Source organism: Pseudomonas acericola (SeqCode), from assembly GCF_053456465.1.
In genome coordinates this window covers 1224012-1245678 of the sequence record NZ_JBRFJB010000002.1, presented here as the reverse complement: position 1 = coordinate 1245678, position 21667 = coordinate 1224012, and the positions used below count along the sequence as shown (strand labels likewise).

Here is a 21667-nt window from a genome sequence, read left to right as displayed (position 1 = left end):
CGCAGGGTAAAACCTCTAGTTAAGTCAAGGTCAAGCACTGTTAGGGGTTTTTGCATGATCAACAAGGAACTCACCGTCGGCCAACTGGCGGCGCGCAGCGGTGTAGCGGTGACGGCGCTGCATTTCTACGAGAACAAGGGGCTGATCAACAGCAATCGCAACGCGGGCAATCAGCGGCGCTATCCGCGAGATGTGTTGCGGCGGGTGGTGGTGATCAAGATCGCCCAGCGCCTGGGAATTCCCCTGGCGACGATTGGCGAGGCGCTGCAAACACTGCCGGACGGGCGCACGCCGACGGCCAAGGATTGGGAACGCCTATCGGCGCTGTGGCGCGAGGATTTGGATGAGCGCATCAACAAATTGTTGCTGCTGCGCGACAAGCTCAATGGTTGTATCGGGTGTGGCTGTTTGTCGCTGGAGGCGTGCCCGCTGCGCAATCAGGATGATCAGTTGGGAGAGCGTGGGCCGGGGGCGCAGCTTCTAGAGCCCACCCCACTCTCCTGACGTGTAAACCCGATCAATGTGGGAGCTGGCTTGTGTGGGAGCTGGCTTGCCTGCGATGCAGTCGACTCGGTCTGCCTGACAAGTCAGCACATTCTATCTGCGTAGCTATAGTGAAAAAGCCGTCCCTCCAAAACCACCACCCAAGGAGAACGAAATGAGCGTCAAACCTATCCCCGAGGGCTTTCACAGCATTACGCCGTATCTAGGCGTTGAAAAAGCCGCCGAAGCGATCGATTTCTACAAAAAAGCCTTCGACGCCATTCAAGTCATGCGCCTGGACATGCCTGACGGCAAGGTCGGCCATGCGGAGCTGCGCATCGGCGATTCGCCGATCATGCTCGGCTCGCCCTGCGATGAAAGTGCCTTCGGCAGCCCGCGTGACGGCCATACCAGTGTTGGCATCCATCTCTACGTGAACGACGTCGACAAGCAGTACAAACAAGCCATCGCCGCAGGTGGCACCGTGATCTCGGAACCCAAGGATCAGTTCTACGGTGACCGCTCCGGCACGCTGAAGGATCCGTTCGGCCATGTGTGGTTCCTGGCCACTCACAAAGAAGATTTGACTGAAGCGCAGATTCGCCAGCGCGCCATGGAGATGTTCCAGCAAGGCTAAGGACAAACACAACACCAATGTGGGAGCGGGCTTGTGTGGGAGCTGGCTTGCCTGCGATGCAGGCGACTCGGCCTGCCTGACAAGCCAGCTCCTACACACTTCATGAACACCCCCTCCACACTTTGCCCCTTGCCTCCTACACCCACTGATTCCACGATGCAGGCCATTCTCACAAGGGGTCATTCCATGTTCGCCGGCTTCCAGAAAGACCGCTGCCACGTCAACGGCGTCGACATCAGCTACCGCAAAGGCGGCACGGGCCCTGGTCTGCTTCTGCTGCACGGGCACCCGCAAACCCACGTGATCTGGCACAAAGTCGCCGAGCAATTGGCCCGACACTTCACCGTGGTCGCCGCCGACCTGCGCGGTTACGGCGACAGCAGCAAGCCGCCGGCCGATGACCAACACGCCAACTACTCAAAACGGGAAATGGCCAGGGACAGCGTCGAACTGATGCGCGCCCTCGGCTTCAACACCTTCTCGGTTCTGGCCCACGACCGTGGCGCCCGCGTCGCCCATCGCCTGGCCCTGGACCACCCAGGCGCCGTGCAACGCCTGGTGCTGCTGGATATCGCACCCACCCTGGCGATGTACGCGCAAACCAACGAAGCCTTCGCGCGCGCCTACTGGCACTGGTTCTTCCTGATCCGCCCGGCGCCGTTGCCGGAAGCCTTGATCGAGAGCAACCCCGAGCTGTACTTGCGTAGCGTGATGGGCAGCCGCAGCGCCGGTCTCAAGCCGTTCACCGATGAGGCTTTCGCCGAATACCTGCGCTGCATCAAGCTGCCGGGCGCCGCCAACGGCATCTGCGAGGACTACCGCGCATCGGCGGGTATTGACCTTGAGCACGACCAGGCCGATATCGACGCGGGCAATCACCTCGACCTACCGTTGCTGGTGCTGTGGGGCGCCGAAGGCACGGTCGGGCGCTGTTTCGAGCCGCTCAAGGAATGGCAGCAAGTCGCCACCAACGTGCGCGGCAACGCCCTGCCCGCCGGCCACTACCTCGCCGAGGAAGCTCCCGAGTTGTTGTTGGACGAAGTCCTGGCCTTCCTGCGCTGAGTGCTATTCTGGCGGCTCATGCCGCCACGTCTGCTCGTGATGATCAATAAGAAAGAAACCGTGCCCCTACCCGAAGACCTGCGGGTGTTCCTCACCGTGATCCGCAAGGCCGGCTTCGCGGCCGCCGCCGATGAGCTGGGGCTGTCGCCGGCCTATGTCAGCAAGCGCATCCAGATCCTTGAAACCACCCTGGCCACCCGCCTGCTGCACCGCACCAGCCGACGCATCGCCGTGACCGAAGACGGCGAACGGGTGCAGCGTTGGGCGGTGCGTATTCTCGAAGACTTCCAGCAGCTGTCCGATGAACTGTCCGACGCCCATGACAGCCCGCGCGGACGCCTGCACTTGTGCAGCAGTTTCGGCTTTGGCCGCAACCATGTGGCCCCCGCCGTTTCATTGCTGGCGCAACAGTACCCGGAGCTGGAAATCCGCCTGGACCTGTTCGACCGCGTGGTGGATATCGTCAACGAAGGTTTCGACCTGGAGATCCGCGTCGGCGATGACATCCCCGGCCAACATATCGGCCGGCGCCTGGTGAGTAATCGACGGGTGCTGTGCGCCGCGCCCGCTTATTTAGAGCGCCAAGGCACGCCACAGCTGTTGGGTGATCTGGAGCAACACGACTGCCTGGTGATCAAGGAACGTGACAACGCGTTTGGCATCTGGAACCTGGAGTGCGACGGCGCGCCGGCCAGCGTGCGCGTGCGAGGGCCGTTGTCGTCGAACAATGGCGAGATCGTGTTGCAGTGGGCACTGGATGGGCGCGGCGTGTTGCTGCGCTCGCTGTGGGATGTGCAGCCGTTGCTGGAGCAAGGCACGCTGGTGCAGGTGCTGCACGACTATTCCCAGAGCGCCAACGTGTGGGCGGTGTACCCGACGCGGTTGGCGCATTCCGGGAAGTTGCGGGCGTGTGTGGAGTTTTTGCAGGAGCACTTCAAGCAGTTGTCGATCTAACCCCATTCCTGGCTTGGAATGGGTTCCAATGTGGGAGCTGGCTTGCCTGCGATAGCGGTGGATCAGCTTGCTCATCTGTCACTGACACACCGCTATCGCAGGCAAGCCAGCTCCCACAGTTTGAACTGAGGTGTGTCAGTTGAGCCAAGGGTTGGCTTGCAGGTGTCGGCGTTCGAAAGCCTTGATTTCGTCACTGCGCTGCAAGGTGCTGCCAATCGCATCCAACCCCAGCAACAACGCAGTCTTGCGCAAGGTATCAATCTGAAACGGGATCACCTGGCCATCGACCAAGCGAATCTCCTGGGCTTCAAGATCCACACTGATCTGCGCCCGATCCGCCCGGCTGACCGTCTGCCCAAGCCCCTGCAACACCGTCTCATCCAAGGTAATCAACAACACCCCATTACGTTGGCAGTTGTCATAAAAAATCCCGGCAAAACTGCTGCCGATCAGCGCCCGAATCCCCATCTGCTGCAAGCCCCACACCGCATGCTCGCGGCTGGAGCCACAACCGAAGTTCGGCCCCACCACCATAAAGCTCGCCCCTTGCCAGCCCGGTTGGTTCAGCACGAAATCGGGGTTCGGCACGCCGGAGGCCAGAAAGCGCAGATCGAAGAACAACCCACGATCCAACCCGCTACGGTCGATGCCCTTGAGAAACTGCTTGGGCATGATCACGTCGGTGTCGATATTCGCCGCCAGCATCGGCGCGGCCTTGCCGGTGACGTGGGTAAAGGGTTGCAGGCTCATGCACGGTCTCCAAAGTGGCGGATGTCAGTGAGGCGGCCGGTGATGGCGGCAGCGGCGACCATCGCCGGGCTCATCAGGTGGGTGCGTGCGCCCGCGCCCTGGCGGCCTTCGAAATTGCGGTTGGTGCTGGAGGCGCAGCGGTCGCCGGGGGCCAGCACGTCGTCGTTCATCGCCAGGCACATCGAGCAGCCCGACTGGCGCCATTCAAAGCCGGCGTCGATAAAGATCGCCGCCAGCCCTTCGGCCTCGGCCTGGTCGCGCACTTCGGTGGAACCGGGCACGATCATCGCCCGCACATGCGTGGCCACGTGTTTGCCACGCACCACGCGGGCGGCGTCGCGCAGGTCTTCGATGCGTGCGTTGGTGCAGGAGCCGATAAACGCATGGCTGATGACGATGTCACTCAGCGCCATGCCGGGCTCCAGGCCCATGTAGTTGAGGGCGCGGCGCATGTCCTGGCGCAGGATCAGGTCGCTGACCGCCTGCGGGTCCGGCACGCGGGCGCCGATGGGCGCGGCCTGGTCGGGGCTGGTGCCCCAGGTGACCATGGGTTGCAGGGTGGTGGCGTCGAGGTGCACTTCGCGGTCGAACACCGCGTCGGCATCCGAATGCAGTTGGCGCCAGGCCACCAGCGCCTGCTCCCACAGCGCGCCCTGCGGCGCACGCGGCTTGCCCTTGAGGTAGGCGAAGACCTTTTCATCCGGCGCCATGAACGCGCCCCGCGCGCCGGCCTCCACCGCCATGTTGCAGATGGTCATGCGCGCCTCGACGCTCAGCACATCAATAGTCGAGCCACGGAATTCGATGGCGTAACCCGTGGCACCGGAGGCGCCGATCTGGCCGATCAGCGCCATGATCACATCCTTGGACGTCAGGCCCGGCGCCAGCGCGCCATCCACGGTCACGCGCATCGCCTTCAACCGTTTGTAGACCAGCGTCTGCGAGGCCAGCAGGTGCTCGATTTCGGAGGTGCCGATGCCAAAACCGAAGGCACCGAGGGCGCCATAGGTGGTGGTGTGGCTGTCACCGGCGGCGATCACCATGCCCGGCAGGATAAAGCCCTGCTCCGGGGCGATCACATGTTCGATGCCTTGGCGCTTGTCGAGGATGTCCAGCAGTTCGATGCCAAAGTCCCGGCAATTCTCCGCCAGGTATGACACCTGTCGCGCCCCGCCCGCGTCGGGCATCGCCGCAATGCGTGTAGGCGTGGTGGGGTTTACATGGTCAACCACCGCCAGCGCCGTGCCGGGGCGCCACACCTTGCGCCCGGCTTCACGCAGGCCACTGAATGCCTGGGGGCTGGTGTATTCGTTGATCACCTGGCGGTCTATATAAAGCAGCACATGGCCCTGGTCATCCAGGGCGCACACCGTGTGGGCGTCGATATGTTTGTCGTAGAGGGTTCTGGCGGTCATTTTTCTTCGGGCTCACGCAACGGTATGCGCCCATCCTACGGAGCCCGACGCCCCTATCAACGGCACCTGGGTGAAGGCTGGGAACATGTTTCGTGTTCGATCGGGCGCCGCAGAAACATTTACTTTCATTTCCGGGTTAGGGATTTCCAATTCTCATCCGTCTTAACTTAGATACAGCCCGTCGCGTCAGCAAAAGCTACGACCGGCCTTTCCCGGGCCTCCATCGCCCCCTCCGCTCAAGACCCGCATCCCCATGTCGAAGAAGTCACGTTCAAAACTTTGGTTTCTCGTACATAGCTGGCTGGCATTGCCCATCTGGTTTTTTGTACTGATCGTCTGCGTCACCGGCACCTTGGCGGTGGTCAGCCAGGAGATCGTCTGGCTGGCCAACCCGGACATCCGCGCAAGCAAGCCGTCGGATGATGCCGAACCGCTGAGCTACGACCAGGTGATCGCCGCCATCAAGCGCGATGAGCCCGCGGTGTTCGTGCAGTCGATCAGCCGCCCTGACGAATCCCATTTCGCCCTCAGCGTCGACCTCAGCTACCCCGACGGGCGCTCGGTCGAGGTGTACGTCAACCCGTACACCGGGGCCATCCAGGGCATCAGCCCGTCGTTCAACTTCCAGGCCTTTACCCGCGCCCTGCATGGCTGGTGGCTGGTGCCGTTCACCAATGGCTACAGCTGGGGCTGGTACCTGGTGTCGGCCCTCGGCATTCCGCTGCTGGCATCGCTGGTGACCGGGCTGGTGGTGTACAAGAAATTCTGGAAAGGCTTCCTGCGCCCCACCCTGCGGGTGCGCCACGGCGCGCGGATCTTCTGGGGCGACTTCCACCGCCTCAGCGGTATCTGGTCGATCTGGTTCATCCTGGTGATCGCCGTCACCGGCATCTGGTTCCTGATCCGCGCGATCCTGGGGGACAACCAGATTTCCATCTCCACGGAGCCGGTGATCCCGGTGATTGCCCGGGAGAAGGTGCCGATGTCGCAACCCGGCGTGCCGGCGCCGATGATTCCGGTGGACGAGGCGATCAAGATCGCCACCCAGCGCATCCCGGGGCTGGAGGCGAGTTTCGTCAGCCTGCCGCTCAATGCCTACAGCCACTTGCAGATTGGCGGCCGTGGCTGGTACCCGCTGATGTACCAGACCGCGCAGATCAACCCGTATGACGGCGAGGTCGCTGCTGCGCACTTGCTTTCCGACCGCTCCAAACTGGAGTTCGTCACCGAATCCATGCGTCCGCTGCACACTGGTGACTTTGGCGGCCTGTGGATCAAGCTGATCTGGGCCTTCTTCGGCCTGATCATGAGCATGATGGTGTTGAGCGGCCTGCTGATCTGGACCAAACGCACCGCCCTGGCCACCCTCAATGCCCTCAAGCGCGAAGCCAAGGCGCAACGCGCGCCAGCGGCCATCCCGGCCATGCAGGCTGAAACCTCGGAGGCCAACTCATGAGCAAGGTCGTCGCTGCTGTATCGCCTTCGCCGCTGCGGGCCTTTTGGCTGAAATGGCGTTTCCATATCAATGTCCTGCTGTTACTGGTGCCCCTGGGCTTCATGCCCAAATACTTTGCCGATGCGGCCTTGTTTCGCGGCGACACCGGCATCGGCGAACGGGTAGCCGGTGAAGTGCAGGTCGGCCCCTGGAGCCTGACCCTCGCCGAGTTTCGCAATGAAGGCCCGCGCCCCGACCCGGCCGGCCCGATGAAATTCTTCAACGCCGCCCTATGCGACACCTGTGCCGAACAGGTCAAGGCCACCTACCTGCGCATCGGCAAGCCCCGCAGCCTGCGCGCCGCCGGGGTGATCTTCTTTGGCACGCCGTACCGCATGGGCGCCGCCCTGCCGATACCGGAACGCACCCCGGCCGACGCCGAAGTGTGGGTCACCATGGAAGGCTGGGACGGCAGCATGCACCAGGGTTCCATCCCGCTGAGCCAGGCCTCGCCTGCCACTATTGCCTGGCTGAACAAGCAAGGAGTTAAACCATGACGTTGATGCGCACCTGCGCGGCCCTGTTGATCGGTGCCGGTTTCAGCACCCTGGCCCTGGCCCACAACCCGATGTGCGAATGCAAGGAAATCCCCGGCGAGCAGATCCAGTGCACCGGCGGTTTTTCCGACGGCAGCGGCGCCCCCGGCGTGACCCTGGATGTGATCGGCTACGACGAAACCATCCTGGTACCCGGCAAGCTCGGCCAGGACTCTACCCTGACCTTCAAGAAGCCGTCCGCCGAGTTCTATGTACTGTTTGATGCGGGCCCCGGCCACGTGGTGGAAATCGACCAAGCGGATATCCAGCCGCAATGAGTACCACACAGGTTGTACGCCCCGCTGGGGCCGGCCACGAAACCCTCTACGTCCTGCTGCTGTGCCTGATTATCCTGGCCGTGGCCGGCTCGGTCATCGCGCTGCACGGCGAAACCCAGGAAGTCGCCGCCCTGCCCAGCCACCAGCTGGATGCGCGCCGCGACCTGAGCGCCGCCGAGCAAGGGATCTACGCCGACCTGCGGGTGACCCTGGATGAAATCCAGTTGTTGCAGCAGGAACAAAGCAGCCTGCCGACCCCGGCGCAGCTGGCCGAAGAAGGCTTCGCGCCCTTCGCCCAAGACGCCAGTTCGGTCAGCCGTGGCGACCATCGCTGGCAGGTGCTGGAGCCTTCCTCCTACCTGGGTTTAAGCCAGGTTCCGAGCACCGCCGGCTCGCTGCTGATGCGCGTGCACGGTGCCGAGCCGGACGTATGGCTCAACCGCAGCGCCAACCTGAGCGCCCCCGCCGACCTCACTGACCAGGCGCTGATCGCAGCCGGCTGGCAACAAGTGGTCACGCAATTCGATGCCGGCGTGACGCGCCAGCACCGTCACTGAACGAGAAGACCGATTGCCCATGTCTATTTCATCTCCCCTGTTGCGTCTGTTGCTGGTCGGCCTGTGCAGCCTGATGCTTGCCCCGCTGGCGAATGCCGAGGCGGCTAAACGCTTGCGTATCGGCATCACCCTGCACCCGTACTACAGCTATGTGAGCAATATCGTCGGCGACAAGGCCGAGGTGGTGCCATTGATTCCCGCCGGTTTCAACCCCCATGCCTACGAGCCGCGCGCCGATGACATCAAGCGCATCGGCAGCCTGGATGTGATCGTGCTCAATGGCGTCGGCCACGACGATTTTGCCGACCGCATGATCGCCACCAGCGAGCGCCCGGACATCCCGGTGATCGAAGCCAACGCCAACGTGCCGCTGCTCGCCGCCACCGGCAATGCGGCGCGCGGTGCGGGCAAGGTGGTCAACCCGCACACCTTCCTGTCGATCAGCGCGTCGATTGCCCAGGTCAACAACATTGCCCGCGAACTGGGCAAACTCGACCCGGACAACGCCAAGACCTACACCCAGAACGCCCGCGCCTACGGCAAACGCCTGCGCCAGATGCGCGCCGATGCCCTGGCCAAGCTGACCAGCGCGCCCAACCCGGACCTGCGCGTCGCCACCGTGCATGCGGCCTACGACTACCTGCTGCGTGAGTTCGGCCTGGAAGTCACCGCCGTGGTCGAACCGGCCCACGGTATCGAGCCGAGCCCGAGCCAACTGAAAAAAACCATCGATGAGCTGCGCGCCCTGGACGTGAAGGTGATCTTCTCGGAGATGGATTTCCCGTCCACCTACGTCGAGACCATCCAGCGTGAATCCGGGGTCAAGCTGTACCCGCTGTCGCATATTTCCTACGGCGAATACACGCCCGAGAAGTACGAAGTGGAAATGACCGGCAACCTCAACACCGTGGTGCGGGCGATCCAGGAGTCGGGGGCATGACGGCGGCTGAACAACTGAAAGTGGCCAGCGTCGGCCCGACGATCGAGTTCGACAAAGTCTCGCTGACCCTGGGCCGCACGGTGATCCTCGATGACGTGAGTTTCCAGGTGCAACCGGGCAGCATCCACGCGCTGGTCGGCCCCAACGGCGGCGGCAAAAGCTCGCTGATCAAGACGCTGCTGGGGCAAACACCGCACCAGGGTCAGTTGCGCCTGCACTGGCCGAACAGCGTGGGCACAGTGGGTTACGTGCCCCAGGCCTTGGAGTTCGACCGCGGCTTGCCGATGACCGTGGATGATTTCATGGCTGCCATGTGCCAGCGCCGCCCGGCGTTTCTTGGCCTGTCCAAGCAGTACGCCGGCGCGATTGGCGATGCGCTGGAACGCGTCGGCATGCAGGACAAGCGCAAGCGCCGCATGGGCGCGCTGTCCGGTGGTGAGCGCCAGCGTGTGCTGCTGGCCCAGGGCCTGATCCCCGCCCCGCAATTGCTGGTGCTGGACGAACCGATGTCAGCCCTCGACGAAGCCGGCATCCAGGTGTTCGAACGCCTGCTCAATGACTGGCGCCTGGCCGGCATCACCGTACTGTGGATCGAGCACGACCTGGAAGCCGTGGGCCGCCTGGCCGACCGCGTCACCGGCCTGAACCGCCGCGTGCTGTTCGACGCCACGCCCAAAGAGGCGCTGACCCCGGATCGCCTGCTGACCCTGTTCTCCACCCACCCTCGGAGCCCGGCGCAATGAGTTATGAAGCCTTTCGCTTGATGGTCCAGGGCTGGGCCTCTTCCGGGTACCTGCCGGAAGCGCTGGCCTATGGTTTTGTCGTCAACGCCTTGCTCGCCGGCTTGCTGATCGGCCCGGTATTGGGCGGCCTGGGCACGCTGGTGGTGGTCAAGCGCTTTGCGTTTTTCTCCGAAGCGGTCGGCCATGCCGCGCTGACCGGCGTGGCCGTGGGCATTTTGCTCGGCGAACCCTACACCGGGCCGTACGGCGCGCTGTTTGGCTACTGCCTGTTGTTCGGCATCCTGCTCAACTACCTGCGCAACCGCACCGGCCTGGCGCCGGACACCTTGATCGGCGTGTTCCTCTCGGTGTCGCTGGCGCTGGGGGCAAGCCTGCTGCTGATCCTCGCAGGCAAGATCAACGTGCACATCCTCGAAAACGTGCTGTTTGGCTCGGTGTTGACGGTCAACGGCAACGACCTGCTGGTGCTGGCGATTGTCGGTTCACTGGTGATGGCCCTGGCGTTGCCGCTGTACAACCGCATCATGCTCGCCAGCTTCAACCCGCAACTGGCGGCCGTGCGTGGCGTGGCAGTGAAGACCCTGGATTATCTGTTCGTGATCCTGGTGACACTGATCACCGTGGCGGCGGTCAAGGTGATCGGCGCGATCCTCGTCGGCGCATTGCTGGTGATTCCGGCCGCAGCCGCGCGTTTGTTGAGCCAGTCGCTGAAGGGTTTCTTCTGGATTTCGGTACTGATCGCCACCGTCAGCACCCTGTGCGGCATCCTGCTGCCGATCATCTTCGACCTGCCGATCCCGTCCGGTGCCGCGATCATCCTGATGGCCGGTATCGCCTTCGCCCTCGCCGCCATCGCGCGCGGCATCGTGCCCAGCCTCAAAGGGAATCTTGGATAATGCGCCCTGTCTTTCGCCCACTGGCCTTGGCCATCGCTTGCTTTATCAGCACCTCGGCGTTGGCGGCCGATGGTTTTGCGGCCAATGATTTCAAAACCAATCATGGCCTCGGCCATGCGGCGCTGAGCAAGGCCAAGTCGATCAAACCGGTCAAAGTGTTGGCTTCGTTGCCGATCACCTATGGCTTGGCCGAAGTGTTGCTCAAAGGCACCGACGTGCAACTCGAACGCGCCGCACCGGCCAACCTGCCCGGCTCGCGGCAGGTGTCCTATTTCACCGGCCGTGGTGCCCCGGCGCTGAGTAAACTGGCCGAAGATGCGGACGCGGCCATCGGCCTGCGCTCGCTGTGGGCGGATGATCCGCTGTATCCGGTGGCGCGGCGCAGCAACATCCGCATCGTCGAAGTGGACGCAGCCCGTCCGGTGGACGGTGGCCTGCCGGGCATCGCCGTGCAGCCCGGCGTGGCCGATGGTTTGAACAGCCAACCGTGGCAATCGAGCAACAACCTGGGACGCATGGCCGATGTGCTGGCCGCCGACCTCAGCCGCCTGGCACCCGGCGCCAAACCGCAGATCGACGCCAACCTCGCCGCCCTCAAGCAACGCCTGCTCAAGCTCACCGCCGATAGCGAAGCGCGGCTGGCCAAGGCCGACAACCTCAGCGTGGTCAGCCTGAGCGATCACTTTGCGTACCTGGTCAGCAGCTTGAACCTGGAAGTCATCAGCACCGATGCGCGGCCAGACGCCGAGTGGACGCCCGAAGCCTTGCAGAAACTCAGTGCCGAGCTGAAAGACAACGACGTGGCCGTGGTGCTGCACCATCGCCAGCCGAGCGAGGCGGTAAAAGCTGCGATCAGCGCAGGCGGCTCACAGCTGCTGGTGTTGAATGTGGATGGCGCAGACCCTGTGGCCGAGCTGGAAACCAATGTGGATCAGGTGCTCAAGGCACTCATACCCTAAACCCCACCGTGGCGAGGGAGCTTGCTCCCGCTGGAGTGCGCAGCGCTCCCGAGCTTTTGGGGCCGCTACGCAGCCCAGCGGGAGCAAGCTCCCTCGCCACAAGGGTCACACCACATCCACGCCGACGTGGATCGCATCATGCCGCCAGAACTCCAGGTCGCAGTCGATCAAGCGCTGGTGCTGGTCATAATTGACCCGGGCAATGCGCAAGCCCGGGCTGCCCACCGACACGCGCAACGTCGCGGCAGCCTCCACCGGCAGTGACGTCGGCACGATTTCAAAGCGCACCCGCCCGTAGTGCAGGTCGTACTTGCGGGCATACAGCTCGGTCATCGACTGGTTCAGGTCGCAGTCCAGAATCCCCGGAAAATACTGCGGGTTCAGGTAGTGCTCCACATACAACACCAGGCGCCCGTCGATCCGCCGGCCCCGGCAGATCTGGATCACACTGGACAACGCCGGCAACTGCAACCACGCACACACCGCCGCCGACGCCGGCTGCAAGCGCGCCGAGATCACTTCGGTGGACGCCACGCGCCCCTGGTCGCTGACCATGGCGTGAAAGTGGCTACGCTGCATCAGGTTATAGGCCAGCCGTGGCGGCGAGACAAACCAGCCACGGCGTTCTTCGCGATAGATCTGGCCCTGGGCCTCCAGTTGTAACAAGGCTTCCCGCACGGTAATCCGGGTGGTACCAAACAACTCGCTGAGCTTGCGCTCGGCCGGGAGTTTGCTGGCAGGCGGCAACAGGCCGTGGTCGATCTGCTCTTGCAGCGCCAGGCCGATGGATGTCACCGCCTTGATTGCCTCATCACGCATCAACGTTACCTATCTGGACTAGACCAGCACCGTTCGGGTGCATAAACCGCGCTGTATTCGGGCTGTAGCGGTTACCTGCCAGCCTAGGCATTGCAGATGACCGACAGATGACAGTCCGTGTCTGCCTCGCGCTGAACACCCTGCAATACATCGGCCAAGTCCAATCAATGCGGGCACTTGGGCATGGTCTACGCTCACTCTGAGCTGGACGACATCAGCGATTTAAAAACGACATCGACATGAAACTGTCATCCACCGGGCCTAGATTGGCTCAGGTATTGCTGACCTAGACCAACACCACCGCAAACGTTCATAAAAACGCCGCGTTGAAAACGCCCAAAGGAGCTTCGGATGAAACAGCTTTTCCTGGCATCACTGTTAGGCTCGACCATTGCCATGTGCACCGCCGCCATGGCCGCTGATACCGATCTAAAAACCTTGGAAGCCGCCGCGAAAGCAGAAGGCGCCGTCAACAGCGTCGGCATGCCCGATGACTGGGCCAACTGGAAAGGCACCTGGGAAGACCTGGCCAAGACCTACGGCCTCAAGCACATCGACACCGACATGAGCTCGGCCCAGGAAATCGCCAAGTTCAAGGCTGAAAAAGACAACGCCAGCGCCGACATCGGCGACGTCGGTGCGGCCTTCGGCCCGATTGCGGTGAAGCAGGACGTGACCCAGCCGTACAAACCGACCACCTGGGCTCAAGTGCCCGATTGGGCGAAAGACAAAGACGGTCACTGGGCCTTGGCCTACACCGGCACCATCGCCTTCATCATCAACAAGAAGTTGCTGCACGGTTCCGAAGTGCCTACCAGCTGGGCTGACCTGCAAAACGGCAAATACAAAGTCTCCATCGGTGACGTAAGCACTGCGGCCCAGGCGGCCAACGGTGTACTGGCAGCTGCCATCGCCAACAAAGGCGACGAGAAGAACATCGCACCTGGTTTGCAGTTCTTCACCAAGATTGCCCAGCAAGGCCGTCTTGGCGTGAACAACCCGACCATTCAAACAATGGAAAAAGGCGAAGTCGAAGTGGGCATCGTCTGGGACTTCAACGGCCTGAGCTACAAAGCCAAGATGGCCAACCCGGATGACTACGTGGTGCTGATCCCGTCGGATGGCTCGGTGAAATCCGGCTACACCACCATCATCAACAAACACGCCAAGCACCCGAACGCCGCCAAGCTGACCCGCGAATACATCTTCAGCGATGCCGGCCAGCTCAACCTGGCGAAGGGCAATGCGCGCCCGATCCGTGCGGAAACCGACCTGAAACTGCCGGCCGATATCGCCAAGAACCTGATCCCGGGCGAGCAGTACACCAAGGCCAACCCGCAGCCGATCAAGGATGCCGATGCTTGGGAAGCGACTTCCAAGAAACTGCCACAACTGTGGAACGAGCAAGTCATCGTAGAGATGAAGTAACAGACCTGAAATGCGGCCAGTGTGGGAGCTGGCTTGCCTGCGATAGCGGTCTGACATTCAGCATGTGTGTCGACTGATACACCGCTATCGCAGGCAAGCCAGCTCCCACAATTTGACCCGGTTGTTTCAGAGAGATTGAGTCAAGCCTACTGTTGCGGAGCTCCAACCCCCATGAAGCACAATGTCATCCTCGTCGTGCTCGACGGCCTGAACTTCGAGGTTGCCCGGCACGCCATGGGGCACTTGCAGGCCTATGTCGGCGCAGGACGCGCCGCCCTCTACAAGCTGGAATGTGAATTGCCCGCCCTGTCCCGCCCGTTGTATGAATGCATCCTCACCGGCGTGCCACCGATCCAGAGCGGCATCGTGCACAACAATGTCTCGCGCCTGTCCAACCAGCGCAGCATTTTCCATTACGCCACCGACGCCGGCCTCACCACGGCGGCGGCGGCTTACCACTGGGTCAGCGAGTTGTATAACCGCACGCCCTTCCTCGCCGCCCGTGATCGTCATACCGACGACAAGGCCCTGGCGATCCAGCACGGGCATTTCTACTGGAATGACCACTACCCGGATTCCCACCTGTTTGCCGACGCCGAAAGCCTGCGCCGTAAACACGCGCCGAACTTCCTCGTGGTGCACCCGATGAACATCGACGACGCCGGCCACAAGCACGGCCTCGACACCGCGCAATACCGCAACAGCGCGCGCTCGGCCGACATCATCCTGGCCGACTACCTGCAAGCCTGGCTCGACGCCGGCTACCAGGTGCTGGTGACCGCCGACCATGGCATGAACAACGACCGTTCCCACAACGGCCTGTTGCCGGAGGAACGCGAAGTACCGCTGTTTGTCCTCGGTGACGCGTTCAGCCTCGACGCCAACGCCGCGCCGAAACAGACCGAACTGTGCGGCACTGTCTGCGAACTGCTGGGTGTGCCCCACGACAAACCTGTGTGCCGGGAGCTGTTGAAATGACCCGTGGCAAATGGCTGGCGCTGTTGTGCCTGGTGCCTTTCGCGTTGTTCTTTATCGTGTTTGAAATCGCCCCGCTGGCGTGGGTGCTGATCAACAGCCTGCAAACCGAAGAGGCCGGCTGGGGCCTGGAAAACTTCGTGCGCATCTTCAGCTCGAAGTTCTACCTGCAAGCCATCCAGTACAGCCTGGAGATCAGTTTCTACTCCAGCGTCTTCGGCATCATCATCGCCACCCTCGGCAGCTACTCGCTGCGCCGGGTCGACTCGCCGCTGCGCAACTTCGTCACCGCCTTTGCCAACATGACCAGCAACTTTGCCGGCGTGCCCCTGGCCTTCGCGTTCATCATTCTGCTGGGCTTCAACGGCAGCATCACCATCATGCTGAAACAGGCGGGGATCATTCAGGACTTCAACCTGTACTCCAAGACCGGCTTGATCATCCTCTATACCTACTTCCAGATTCCGCTGGGCGTGCTGTTGCTCTACCCGGCCTTTGACGCGCTGCGCGAAGACTGGCGGGAGTCGGCCGCGCTGCTCGGTGCGAGTGGCTGGCAGTTCTGGCGGCATATCGGCTTGCCGGTGCTCACGCCGGCCTTGCTTGGCACGTTCGTGATACTGCTGGCCAATGCCCTTGGTGCCTATGCCACGGTGTACGCGTTGACCACCGGCAACTTCAACGTGCTGCCGATCCGCATCGCGGGCCTGGTGTCCGGCGATGTGTCCCTCGACCCGAACATGGCCAGCGCCCTGGCCGTGGTGCTGGTGGCGCTGATGACCGTGGTCACCGTGGTCCATCAATTGCTGCTCAAGAGGAGCTACCATGTCTCGCGCTGAAGCCGGCCCGGCCGCTCTCTACCATCGGGTGGTGGTGTGGCTGTTGTTTGCAATCCTCGTGCTGCCGCTGGTGGGCACCTTCGTTTACTCCATCGCCAGTAGCTGGTCGGCAACTATCCTGCCCGCCGGCTTTACCGTGAAATGGTACGTGCAACTGTGGAGCGACCCGCGCTTCCTGATGGCCTTCGGGCAGTCGTTGCTGGTGTGCGTGGGGGCGCTGATCCTGTCGGTGGTGCTGATCCTGCCGCTGCTGTTCGTGGTGCACTACCACTTCCCGAAGCTCGACGCGTTGATGAACATCCTGATCCTGCTGCCCTTCGCAGTGCCGCCGGTGGTGTCGTCGGTGGGCCTGTTGCAACTGTACGGTTCCGGGCCGTTGGCGATGGTGGGCACGCCGTGGATTCTGATCGGCTGCTACTTCACCGTGGCGTTGCCGTTCATGTACCGGGCGATCACCAATAACCTGCAAGCCATCAACCTGCGCGACCTGATGGACGCCTCCCAACTGCTGGGCGCCAGCACTTGGCAGGCGGCGATCTTCGTCGTGCTGCCAAACCTGCGCAAAGGCCTGATGGTGGCGCTGCTGCTGTCGTTTTCGTTCCTGTTCGGTGAGTTCGTGTTTGCCAACATTCTGGTGGGCACCCGCTACGAAACCCTGCAGGTGTACCTCAACAACATGCGCAACAGCAGCGGCCACTTCACCAGCGCCGTCGTGATTTCCTACTTCTTCTTTGTGCTGGTGCTGACCTGGGCCGCCAATATCTTGAACAAGGACAAAAGCCAATGAGCTTCGTCAGCGTCCAACACCTGCAAAAAGGCTACGCCGGCACCCCGGTGTTCAGTGATATCAACTGCGAGATTGCCAAGGGCGAGTTCGTCACCCTGCTCGGCCCGTCCGGTTGCGGCAAGTCCACGCTGCTGCGTTGCATCGCCGGGCTGACCTCGGTGGACAGCGGGAAAATTCTGCTGGATGGCCAGGACATCGTCCCGCTGAGCCCGCAGAAACGTCACATCGGCATGGTGTTCCAGAGCTATGCACTGTTCCCCAACATGACTGTGGAACAAAACGTCGCCTTCGGCCTGCGCATGCAGAAGGTCAACGCCGACGACAGCCACCAGCGCGTGCAGGAAGTGCTGCAACTGGTGGAACTCAAGGACCTCGCCGGCCGTTACCCGCACCAGATGTCCGGTGGCCAGTGCCAGCGCGTGGCCCTCGCCCGCTCCCTGGTAACCCGCCCGCGCCTACTGTTGCTGGATGAACCACTGTCGGCGCTGGATGCGCGGATCCGCAAGCACCTGCGTGAACAGATCCGCCAGATCCAGCGCGAGCTGGGGCTGACCACGATCTTCGTGACCCATGACCAGGAAGAAGCCCTGACCATGTCCGACCGCATCTTCCTGATGAATCAGGGCAAGATAGTGCAGAGCGGCGATGCAGAGACGCTGTATACCGCGCCGGTGGATGTGTTCGCGGCCGGTTTTATCGGCAACTACAACCTTCTGGACGCCGACAAGGCCAGCCTGCTGCTGCAACGCCCGATCAACAGCCGTATCGCGATCCGCCCGGAAGCCATCGAACTGAGCCGCAACGGCGAGCTGGACGCACTGGTGCGCAGCCACAGCCTGCTGGGCAACGTGATCCGCTACCGCATCGAAGCGCGCGGCGTGGAACTGGTGGTGGACGTGCTCAACCGCTCGGCCGACGACCTGCACCCGGACGGGCAACGCCTGGCACTTTCCATCGACCCAAGCGCCCTGTGTGAAGTAGCCTGACGCAACGTTTTATTTCAGAGAGCATGACGGATGGCATTGGTAATTTTCGATCTGGACGACACCCTTATCCACGGCGACTGCGCCACCCTGTGGAGCGAGCAGATGGGCCGCCTGGGCTGGGTAGACCCGGAGTCGTTCATGCGCAAGAACCATGAGCTGATGGCCGCCTACAGCCGGGGCGAACTCAAGATGGAAGACTTCATGGACTTCAGCCTGGAGCCCATGATCGGCCGCACCCCGGCAGAAATCGAACACCTGGTGGAGCCGTGGGTCGAGGACGTGATCGAGCCGCTGATCTACAGCGACGCCACCAAGACCATCGCCCGCCATCGGGCCAATGGCGACCGCATCCTGGTGATCTCGGCGTCCGGCGTCCATCTGGTCAAGCCGATTGCGGCGCGGATTGGCATTGATGAAGTGTTGGGGATCGAGTTGGACATCAGCCATGGCGTGTACAGCGGGCGTACTGTGGGGGTGCTGACTTACCGTGAAGGCAAGATCACGCGTCTGCTGGAATGGTTGGAACAGGAAGATGAGACGTTGGAGGGTGCGTATTTCTATTCGGATTCGCGGAATGATCTGCCGTTGCTGTTGAAGGTGGATCATCCGCAGGTGGTAAACCCCGATCCGGTGTTACGTGCCCATGCGGAACAAGCTGGCTGGCCAATCCACCACTGGATCTGATCACCCCCTTCTGAATTGGAAACCCAATCAACTGTGGGAGCTGGCTTGTCGGGTCGCCGCATCGCTGCGATAGCGGTGTGTCAGATGAAGAATTCTTCACTGATGTACCGCTATCGCAGCGATGCGGCGACCCGACAAGCCAGCTCCCACATTGACTGTATTTCAAGTTGGAGTCAGGTCAGGCTTTCGTCGATCACCAGCACCAACTTCCCGGAAATCTGGTTGGTCGCCAGCTCGGCAAACGCCGCCTCGGCATCCTTGATCGGGAAGGTCTTGGCCAATTGCGGGCTCAGGCGCCCTTCAACAAACAACGGCCACACATGCTGGCTCAAGTCACTGAGCAGGTCCGCCTTGAACTGATCACTGCGACTACGCAAGGTCGAGCCCAGCAACTGCACGCGCTTGCCCAGCACCTGCGCCAGGTCCAGCTTGGCCTCGCGACCGCCCATCAAACCGATCAACACCCACCGACCGTCCAGGGCCAGCAGCTTGAGGTCCAGCGCCGCATAGTCGCCACCCACCGGGTCGAGGATCACATCGAACGGCCCGAAATCCCGCAGCCCTTCAATCCCATCGGTACGCACCACCCCGCCCTGGGCGCCCAGGGCCTCGCAGTAGGTCAGGCGCTCGGCCGAGCCGACGCTGACCCAGCACGGGCTGCCAAACGCCTTGCACAGCTGGATCGCCGCCGAGCCCACGCCACTGGCGCCGGCATGCAGCAAGACTTTCTCACCGGGCTTGAGGGCCGCGAGCTGGAACAGATTCAGCCACGCCGTGCTGTACACCTCAGGCAACGCCGCCGCTTCGACCAGCGACAAGCCTTCCGGCACCGGCAGCACATGGCGCGCGTCCACCACCACTTCTTCGGCCATGCCGCCGCCGGCCAGCAGCGCGCAGACGCGGTCGCCGACTTGCCAGGACGAGCCCGCGCCCACTTCGCTGATCACCCCGGAACACTCCAGGCCCAACACGGCGCTGGCCCCCGGAGGCGGCGGATAGAGCCCCGCACGCTGTAATAAATCGGCGCGATTCAGGCCCGCTGCCGCCACACGAATGCGAACTTGGCCTACATCACAGGTAGGACTGGCTTCTTCCAACCACGCCACGTGACCGTCAACGCCTTGCAATGCTTTCACAGTGCCTCCATAGTGAGTCTGGACTGAGCCCGTAGCTGTAGCGCCGGGCTTTTTGCATTATGCGACCGGACCATATGGAACCGGCTCCCTCAAAGACGGCCTAATATGCGTTATCAATTGCCCCCGCGTCGAATCAGCATGAAGCATTTGTTCCCCAGCACCGCACTCGCTCTTTTCATTGGTCTCGGCTTCGCGTCGATGTCGACCAATACGTTCGCAGCCAACAGCTGGGACAACCTTCAGCCGGATCGCGATGAGGTGATTGCCAGCCTTAACGTTGTCGAGTTGCTCAAGCGCCATCACTACAGCAAGCCGCCGCTCGACGACGCTCGCTCAGTGATCATCTACGACAGCTACCTCAAGCTGCTGGACCCGTCGCGCAGCTACTTCCTGGCCAGCGATATCGCTGAGTTCGACAAGTGGAAGACGCAGTTCGACGACTTCCTCAAGAGCGGCGACCTGCAACCCGGCTTCACCATCTACAAGCGTTACCTGGACCGCGTCAAAGCGCGTCTGGACTTCGCCTTGGCCGAGCTGAACAAAGGCGTCGACAAGCTCGACTTCACCGAGAAGGAAACCCTTCTGGTGGACCGCAAGGACGCCCCTTGGCTGACCAGCACCGCCGCTCTCGACGACCTGTGGCGCAAACGCGTCAAGGACGAGGTGCTGCGCCTGAAGATCGCCGGCAAAGAGCCCAAGGCGATCCAGGAACTGCTGACCAAGCGCTACAAGAATCAACTGGCGCGCCTGGACCAGACCCGTGCCGAAGATATCTTCCAGGCTTACATCAACACCTTCGCGATGTCCTACGACCCGCACACCAATTATCTGTCGCCAGATAACGCGGAAAATTTCGATATCAATATGAGTCTGTCCCTGGAAGGCATCGGTGCCGTCCTGCAAAGCGACAACGACCAGGTGAAGATCGTGCGCCTGGTGCCGGCAGGTCCGGCAGACAAGACCAAGCAGGTCGCCCCGGCTGACAAGATCATCGGTGTGGCCCAGGCCGACAAAGAGATGGTCGATGTGGTCGGCTGGCGCCTGGACGAAGTGGTCAAGCTGATCCGTGGGCCGAAAGGCAGCGTGGTGCGTCTGGAAGTGATTCCGCACACCAATGCGCCCAACGACCAGACCAGCAAGATCGTGTCCATCACCCGTGAAGCGGTGAAGCTCGAAGACCAGGCCGTGCAGAAGAAAGTCCTCAACCTCAAGCAGGATGGCAAGGACTACAAGCTGGGCGTGATTGAGATCCCGGCGTTCTACCTGGACTTCAAGGCCTTCCGCGCTGGCGACCCGGACTACAAGTCCACCACCCGCGACGTGAAGAAAATCCTCACAGAGCTGCAGAAGGAAAAAGTCGACGGCGTGGTCATCGACCTGCGCAACAACGGCGGCGGCTCCCTGCAGGAAGCCACCGAGCTGACCAGCCTGTTTATCGACAAGGGCCCGACCGTGTTGGTACGCAACGCTGACGGCCGTGTCGACGTGCTGGAAGACGAGAACCCGGGTGCCTTCTATAAAGGCCCGATGGCGTTGCTGGTCAACCGCCTCTCGGCGTCGGCTTCGGAGATTTTCGCCGGTGCCATGCAGGATTATCACCGCGCGCTGATCATCGGCGGCCAGACCTTCGGCAAAGGCACCGTGCAGACCATCCAGCCGCTGAACCATGGCGAACTGAAACTGACCCTGGCCAAGTTCTACCGGGTTTCCGGGCAGAGCACCCAGCATCAGGGCGTACTGCCGGACATCGATTTCCCGTCGATCATCGACACCAAGGAAATCGGCGAAAGCGCCCTGCCAGAAGCCATGCCGTGGGACACCATCCGCCCGGCGATCAAGCCGGCGTCGGACCCGTTCAAGCCGTTCCTGGCGCAGTTGAAGGCTGACCACGAAACGCGCTCCGCCAAGGATGCCGAGTTCGTGTTTATCCGCGACAAGCTGGCCCTGGCCAAGAAGCTGATGGAAGAAAAATCCGTCAGCCTCAACGAAGTGGATCGTCGCAAGCAGCATGCAGACATCGAAAATCAACAGCTGGTGCTGGAAAACGCCCGCCGCAAGGCCAAGGGCGAAGACCCGCTCAAAGAGCTGAAGAAAGAAGATGAAGACGCGCTGCCAACCGAGGCGGACAAAACCAAGCCGGAAGACGACGCCTACATGGCTGAGACAGGCCGGATCCTGCTGGACTACCTGAAGATCAGCAAACAGGTGGCCAAGCAGTAAATGATGGCGATTTAATGTGACCGCTCCCCGAGCTGTCATCATATAGACATCATTCTGTCGTGAAATAAAGGACCGCTGGCTTACCGCCCGC

At 62.1% G+C, this 21667-nt stretch carries 23 protein-coding genes; 19 read left to right on the top strand and 4 right to left on the bottom strand.

Annotation, left to right across the window (positions count from 1 at the left end):
- Positions 1–54: 54 nt before the first annotated feature.
- From soxR to ACU688_RS11945, 4 genes are all read left to right on the top strand, one after another.
- Positions 55–504 (top strand): redox-sensitive transcriptional activator SoxR, encoded by a 450-nt coding sequence (gene soxR / locus ACU688_RS11960; protein ID WP_448184826.1) that lies wholly within the window; start codon positions 55–57, stop codon positions 502–504.
- Between the two features lie 154 nt (positions 505–658).
- Positions 659–1120, top strand: a complete 462-nt coding sequence (locus tag ACU688_RS11955; protein ID WP_448184825.1) for a VOC family protein — start codon at positions 659–661, stop codon at positions 1118–1120.
- A gap of 186 nt (positions 1121–1306) precedes the next feature.
- Positions 1307–2182, top strand: a complete 876-nt coding sequence (locus ACU688_RS11950; RefSeq protein WP_448184824.1) for an alpha/beta fold hydrolase — start codon at positions 1307–1309, stop codon at positions 2180–2182.
- A gap of 39 nt (positions 2183–2221) precedes the next feature.
- Positions 2222–3136, top strand: a complete 915-nt coding sequence (locus ACU688_RS11945; RefSeq protein ID WP_448184866.1) for a LysR substrate-binding domain-containing protein — start codon at positions 2222–2224, stop codon at positions 3134–3136.
- A gap of 135 nt (positions 3137–3271) precedes the next feature.
- On the opposite strand, the gene leuD is transcribed toward ACU688_RS11945, so the two are convergent.
- Positions 3272–3886, bottom strand: a complete 615-nt coding sequence (leuD, locus tag ACU688_RS11940) for a 3-isopropylmalate dehydratase small subunit (RefSeq protein ID WP_448184823.1) — start codon at positions 3884–3886, stop codon at positions 3272–3274.
- Positions 3883–5301 (bottom strand): 3-isopropylmalate dehydratase large subunit, encoded by a 1419-nt coding sequence (gene leuC / locus ACU688_RS11935; protein WP_448184822.1) that lies wholly within the window; start codon positions 5299–5301, stop codon positions 3883–3885. The genes leuD and leuC overlap by 4 nt, the downstream gene beginning before the upstream one ends.
- Positions 5302–5554: 253 nt before the next feature.
- On the opposite strand from leuC, the gene ACU688_RS11930 reads away from it, so the two are divergent.
- From ACU688_RS11930 to ACU688_RS11895, 8 genes are read left to right on the top strand one after another with little or no spacing between them, the layout of a single operon-like run.
- On the top strand, positions 5555–6757 hold the full coding sequence (locus ACU688_RS11930; protein ID WP_448184821.1) for a PepSY-associated TM helix domain-containing protein: 1203 nt from the start codon (positions 5555–5557) through the stop codon (positions 6755–6757).
- Complete coding sequence (locus ACU688_RS11925) at positions 6754–7293, top strand: PA2404 family protein (protein ID WP_448184820.1); 540 nt, start codon at positions 6754–6756, stop codon at positions 7291–7293. The genes ACU688_RS11930 and ACU688_RS11925 overlap by 4 nt, the downstream gene beginning before the upstream one ends.
- Positions 7290–7610 (top strand): hypothetical protein, encoded by a 321-nt coding sequence (locus tag ACU688_RS11920; RefSeq protein WP_017734825.1) that lies wholly within the window; start codon positions 7290–7292, stop codon positions 7608–7610. The genes ACU688_RS11925 and ACU688_RS11920 overlap by 4 nt, the downstream gene beginning before the upstream one ends.
- Positions 7607–8167 (top strand): DUF6162 family protein, encoded by a 561-nt coding sequence (locus ACU688_RS11915; protein ID WP_448184819.1) that lies wholly within the window; start codon positions 7607–7609, stop codon positions 8165–8167. Before ACU688_RS11920 ends, ACU688_RS11915 begins: the two co-directional genes overlap by 4 nt.
- A 19-nt stretch (positions 8168–8186) precedes the next feature.
- Positions 8187–9107, top strand: coding sequence for a metal ABC transporter substrate-binding protein (locus ACU688_RS11910; RefSeq protein WP_124525250.1), 921 nt, complete (start codon positions 8187–8189; stop codon positions 9105–9107).
- A complete protein-coding gene (locus tag ACU688_RS11905) occupies positions 9104–9850 on the top strand; it encodes a metal ABC transporter ATP-binding protein (protein WP_448184818.1) in 747 nt (248 codons plus the stop codon). Before ACU688_RS11910 ends, ACU688_RS11905 begins: the two co-directional genes overlap by 4 nt.
- Positions 9847–10746: a metal ABC transporter permease gene (locus ACU688_RS11900; protein WP_017734821.1), complete on the top strand. Its 900-nt coding sequence runs from the start codon at positions 9847–9849 to the stop codon at positions 10744–10746. Before ACU688_RS11905 ends, ACU688_RS11900 begins: the two co-directional genes overlap by 4 nt.
- Complete coding sequence (locus tag ACU688_RS11895; protein WP_448184817.1) at positions 10746–11705, top strand: metal ABC transporter substrate-binding protein; 960 nt, start codon at positions 10746–10748, stop codon at positions 11703–11705. Before ACU688_RS11900 ends, ACU688_RS11895 begins: the two co-directional genes overlap by 1 nt.
- A gap of 105 nt (positions 11706–11810) precedes the next feature.
- Here the strand turns inward: ACU688_RS11895 and ACU688_RS11890 are convergent, their stop codons facing one another.
- On the bottom strand, positions 11811–12524 hold the full coding sequence (locus ACU688_RS11890) for a UTRA domain-containing protein (RefSeq protein WP_017734819.1): 714 nt from the start codon (positions 12522–12524) through the stop codon (positions 11811–11813).
- A gap of 351 nt (positions 12525–12875) precedes the next feature.
- On the opposite strand from ACU688_RS11890, the gene ACU688_RS11885 reads away from it, so the two are divergent.
- The 6 genes from ACU688_RS11885 (at position 12876) to ACU688_RS11860 (ending at position 18220) form a co-directional block, all read left to right on the top strand.
- Positions 12876–13952: an ABC transporter substrate-binding protein gene (locus ACU688_RS11885; RefSeq protein WP_448184816.1), complete on the top strand. Its 1077-nt coding sequence runs from the start codon at positions 12876–12878 to the stop codon at positions 13950–13952.
- A gap of 171 nt (positions 13953–14123) precedes the next feature.
- A complete protein-coding gene (locus tag ACU688_RS11880) occupies positions 14124–14930 on the top strand; it encodes an alkaline phosphatase family protein (RefSeq protein ID WP_448184815.1) in 807 nt (268 codons plus the stop codon).
- Positions 14927–15763 carry an ABC transporter permease gene (locus ACU688_RS11875; protein ID WP_017734816.1) on the top strand — a complete coding sequence of 279 codons (837 nt, stop codon included), beginning with the start codon at positions 14927–14929 and terminating at the stop codon, positions 15761–15763. Before ACU688_RS11880 ends, ACU688_RS11875 begins: the two co-directional genes overlap by 4 nt.
- Positions 15750–16550, top strand: coding sequence for an ABC transporter permease (locus tag ACU688_RS11870; protein WP_017734815.1), 801 nt, complete (start codon positions 15750–15752; stop codon positions 16548–16550). The genes ACU688_RS11875 and ACU688_RS11870 overlap by 14 nt, the downstream gene beginning before the upstream one ends.
- Complete coding sequence (locus ACU688_RS11865) at positions 16547–17536, top strand: ABC transporter ATP-binding protein (protein ID WP_207041565.1); 990 nt, start codon at positions 16547–16549, stop codon at positions 17534–17536. The genes ACU688_RS11870 and ACU688_RS11865 overlap by 4 nt, the downstream gene beginning before the upstream one ends.
- Before the next feature lie 30 nt (positions 17537–17566).
- A complete protein-coding gene (locus ACU688_RS11860; protein ID WP_448184814.1) occupies positions 17567–18220 on the top strand; it encodes an HAD family hydrolase in 654 nt (217 codons plus the stop codon).
- Positions 18221–18393: 173 nt separating this feature from the next.
- Here ACU688_RS11860 and ACU688_RS11855 read toward each other — a convergent pair whose 3' ends face one another.
- Positions 18394–19356: a zinc-binding dehydrogenase gene (locus ACU688_RS11855; RefSeq protein WP_448184813.1), complete on the bottom strand. Its 963-nt coding sequence runs from the start codon at positions 19354–19356 to the stop codon at positions 18394–18396.
- A gap of 138 nt (positions 19357–19494) precedes the next feature.
- Here ACU688_RS11855 and ACU688_RS11850 point away from each other — a divergent pair, with 138 nt between their 5' ends.
- A complete protein-coding gene (locus ACU688_RS11850; RefSeq protein WP_177325310.1) occupies positions 19495–21576 on the top strand; it encodes a carboxy terminal-processing peptidase in 2082 nt (693 codons plus the stop codon).
- Positions 21577–21667: the final 91 nt, after the last annotated feature.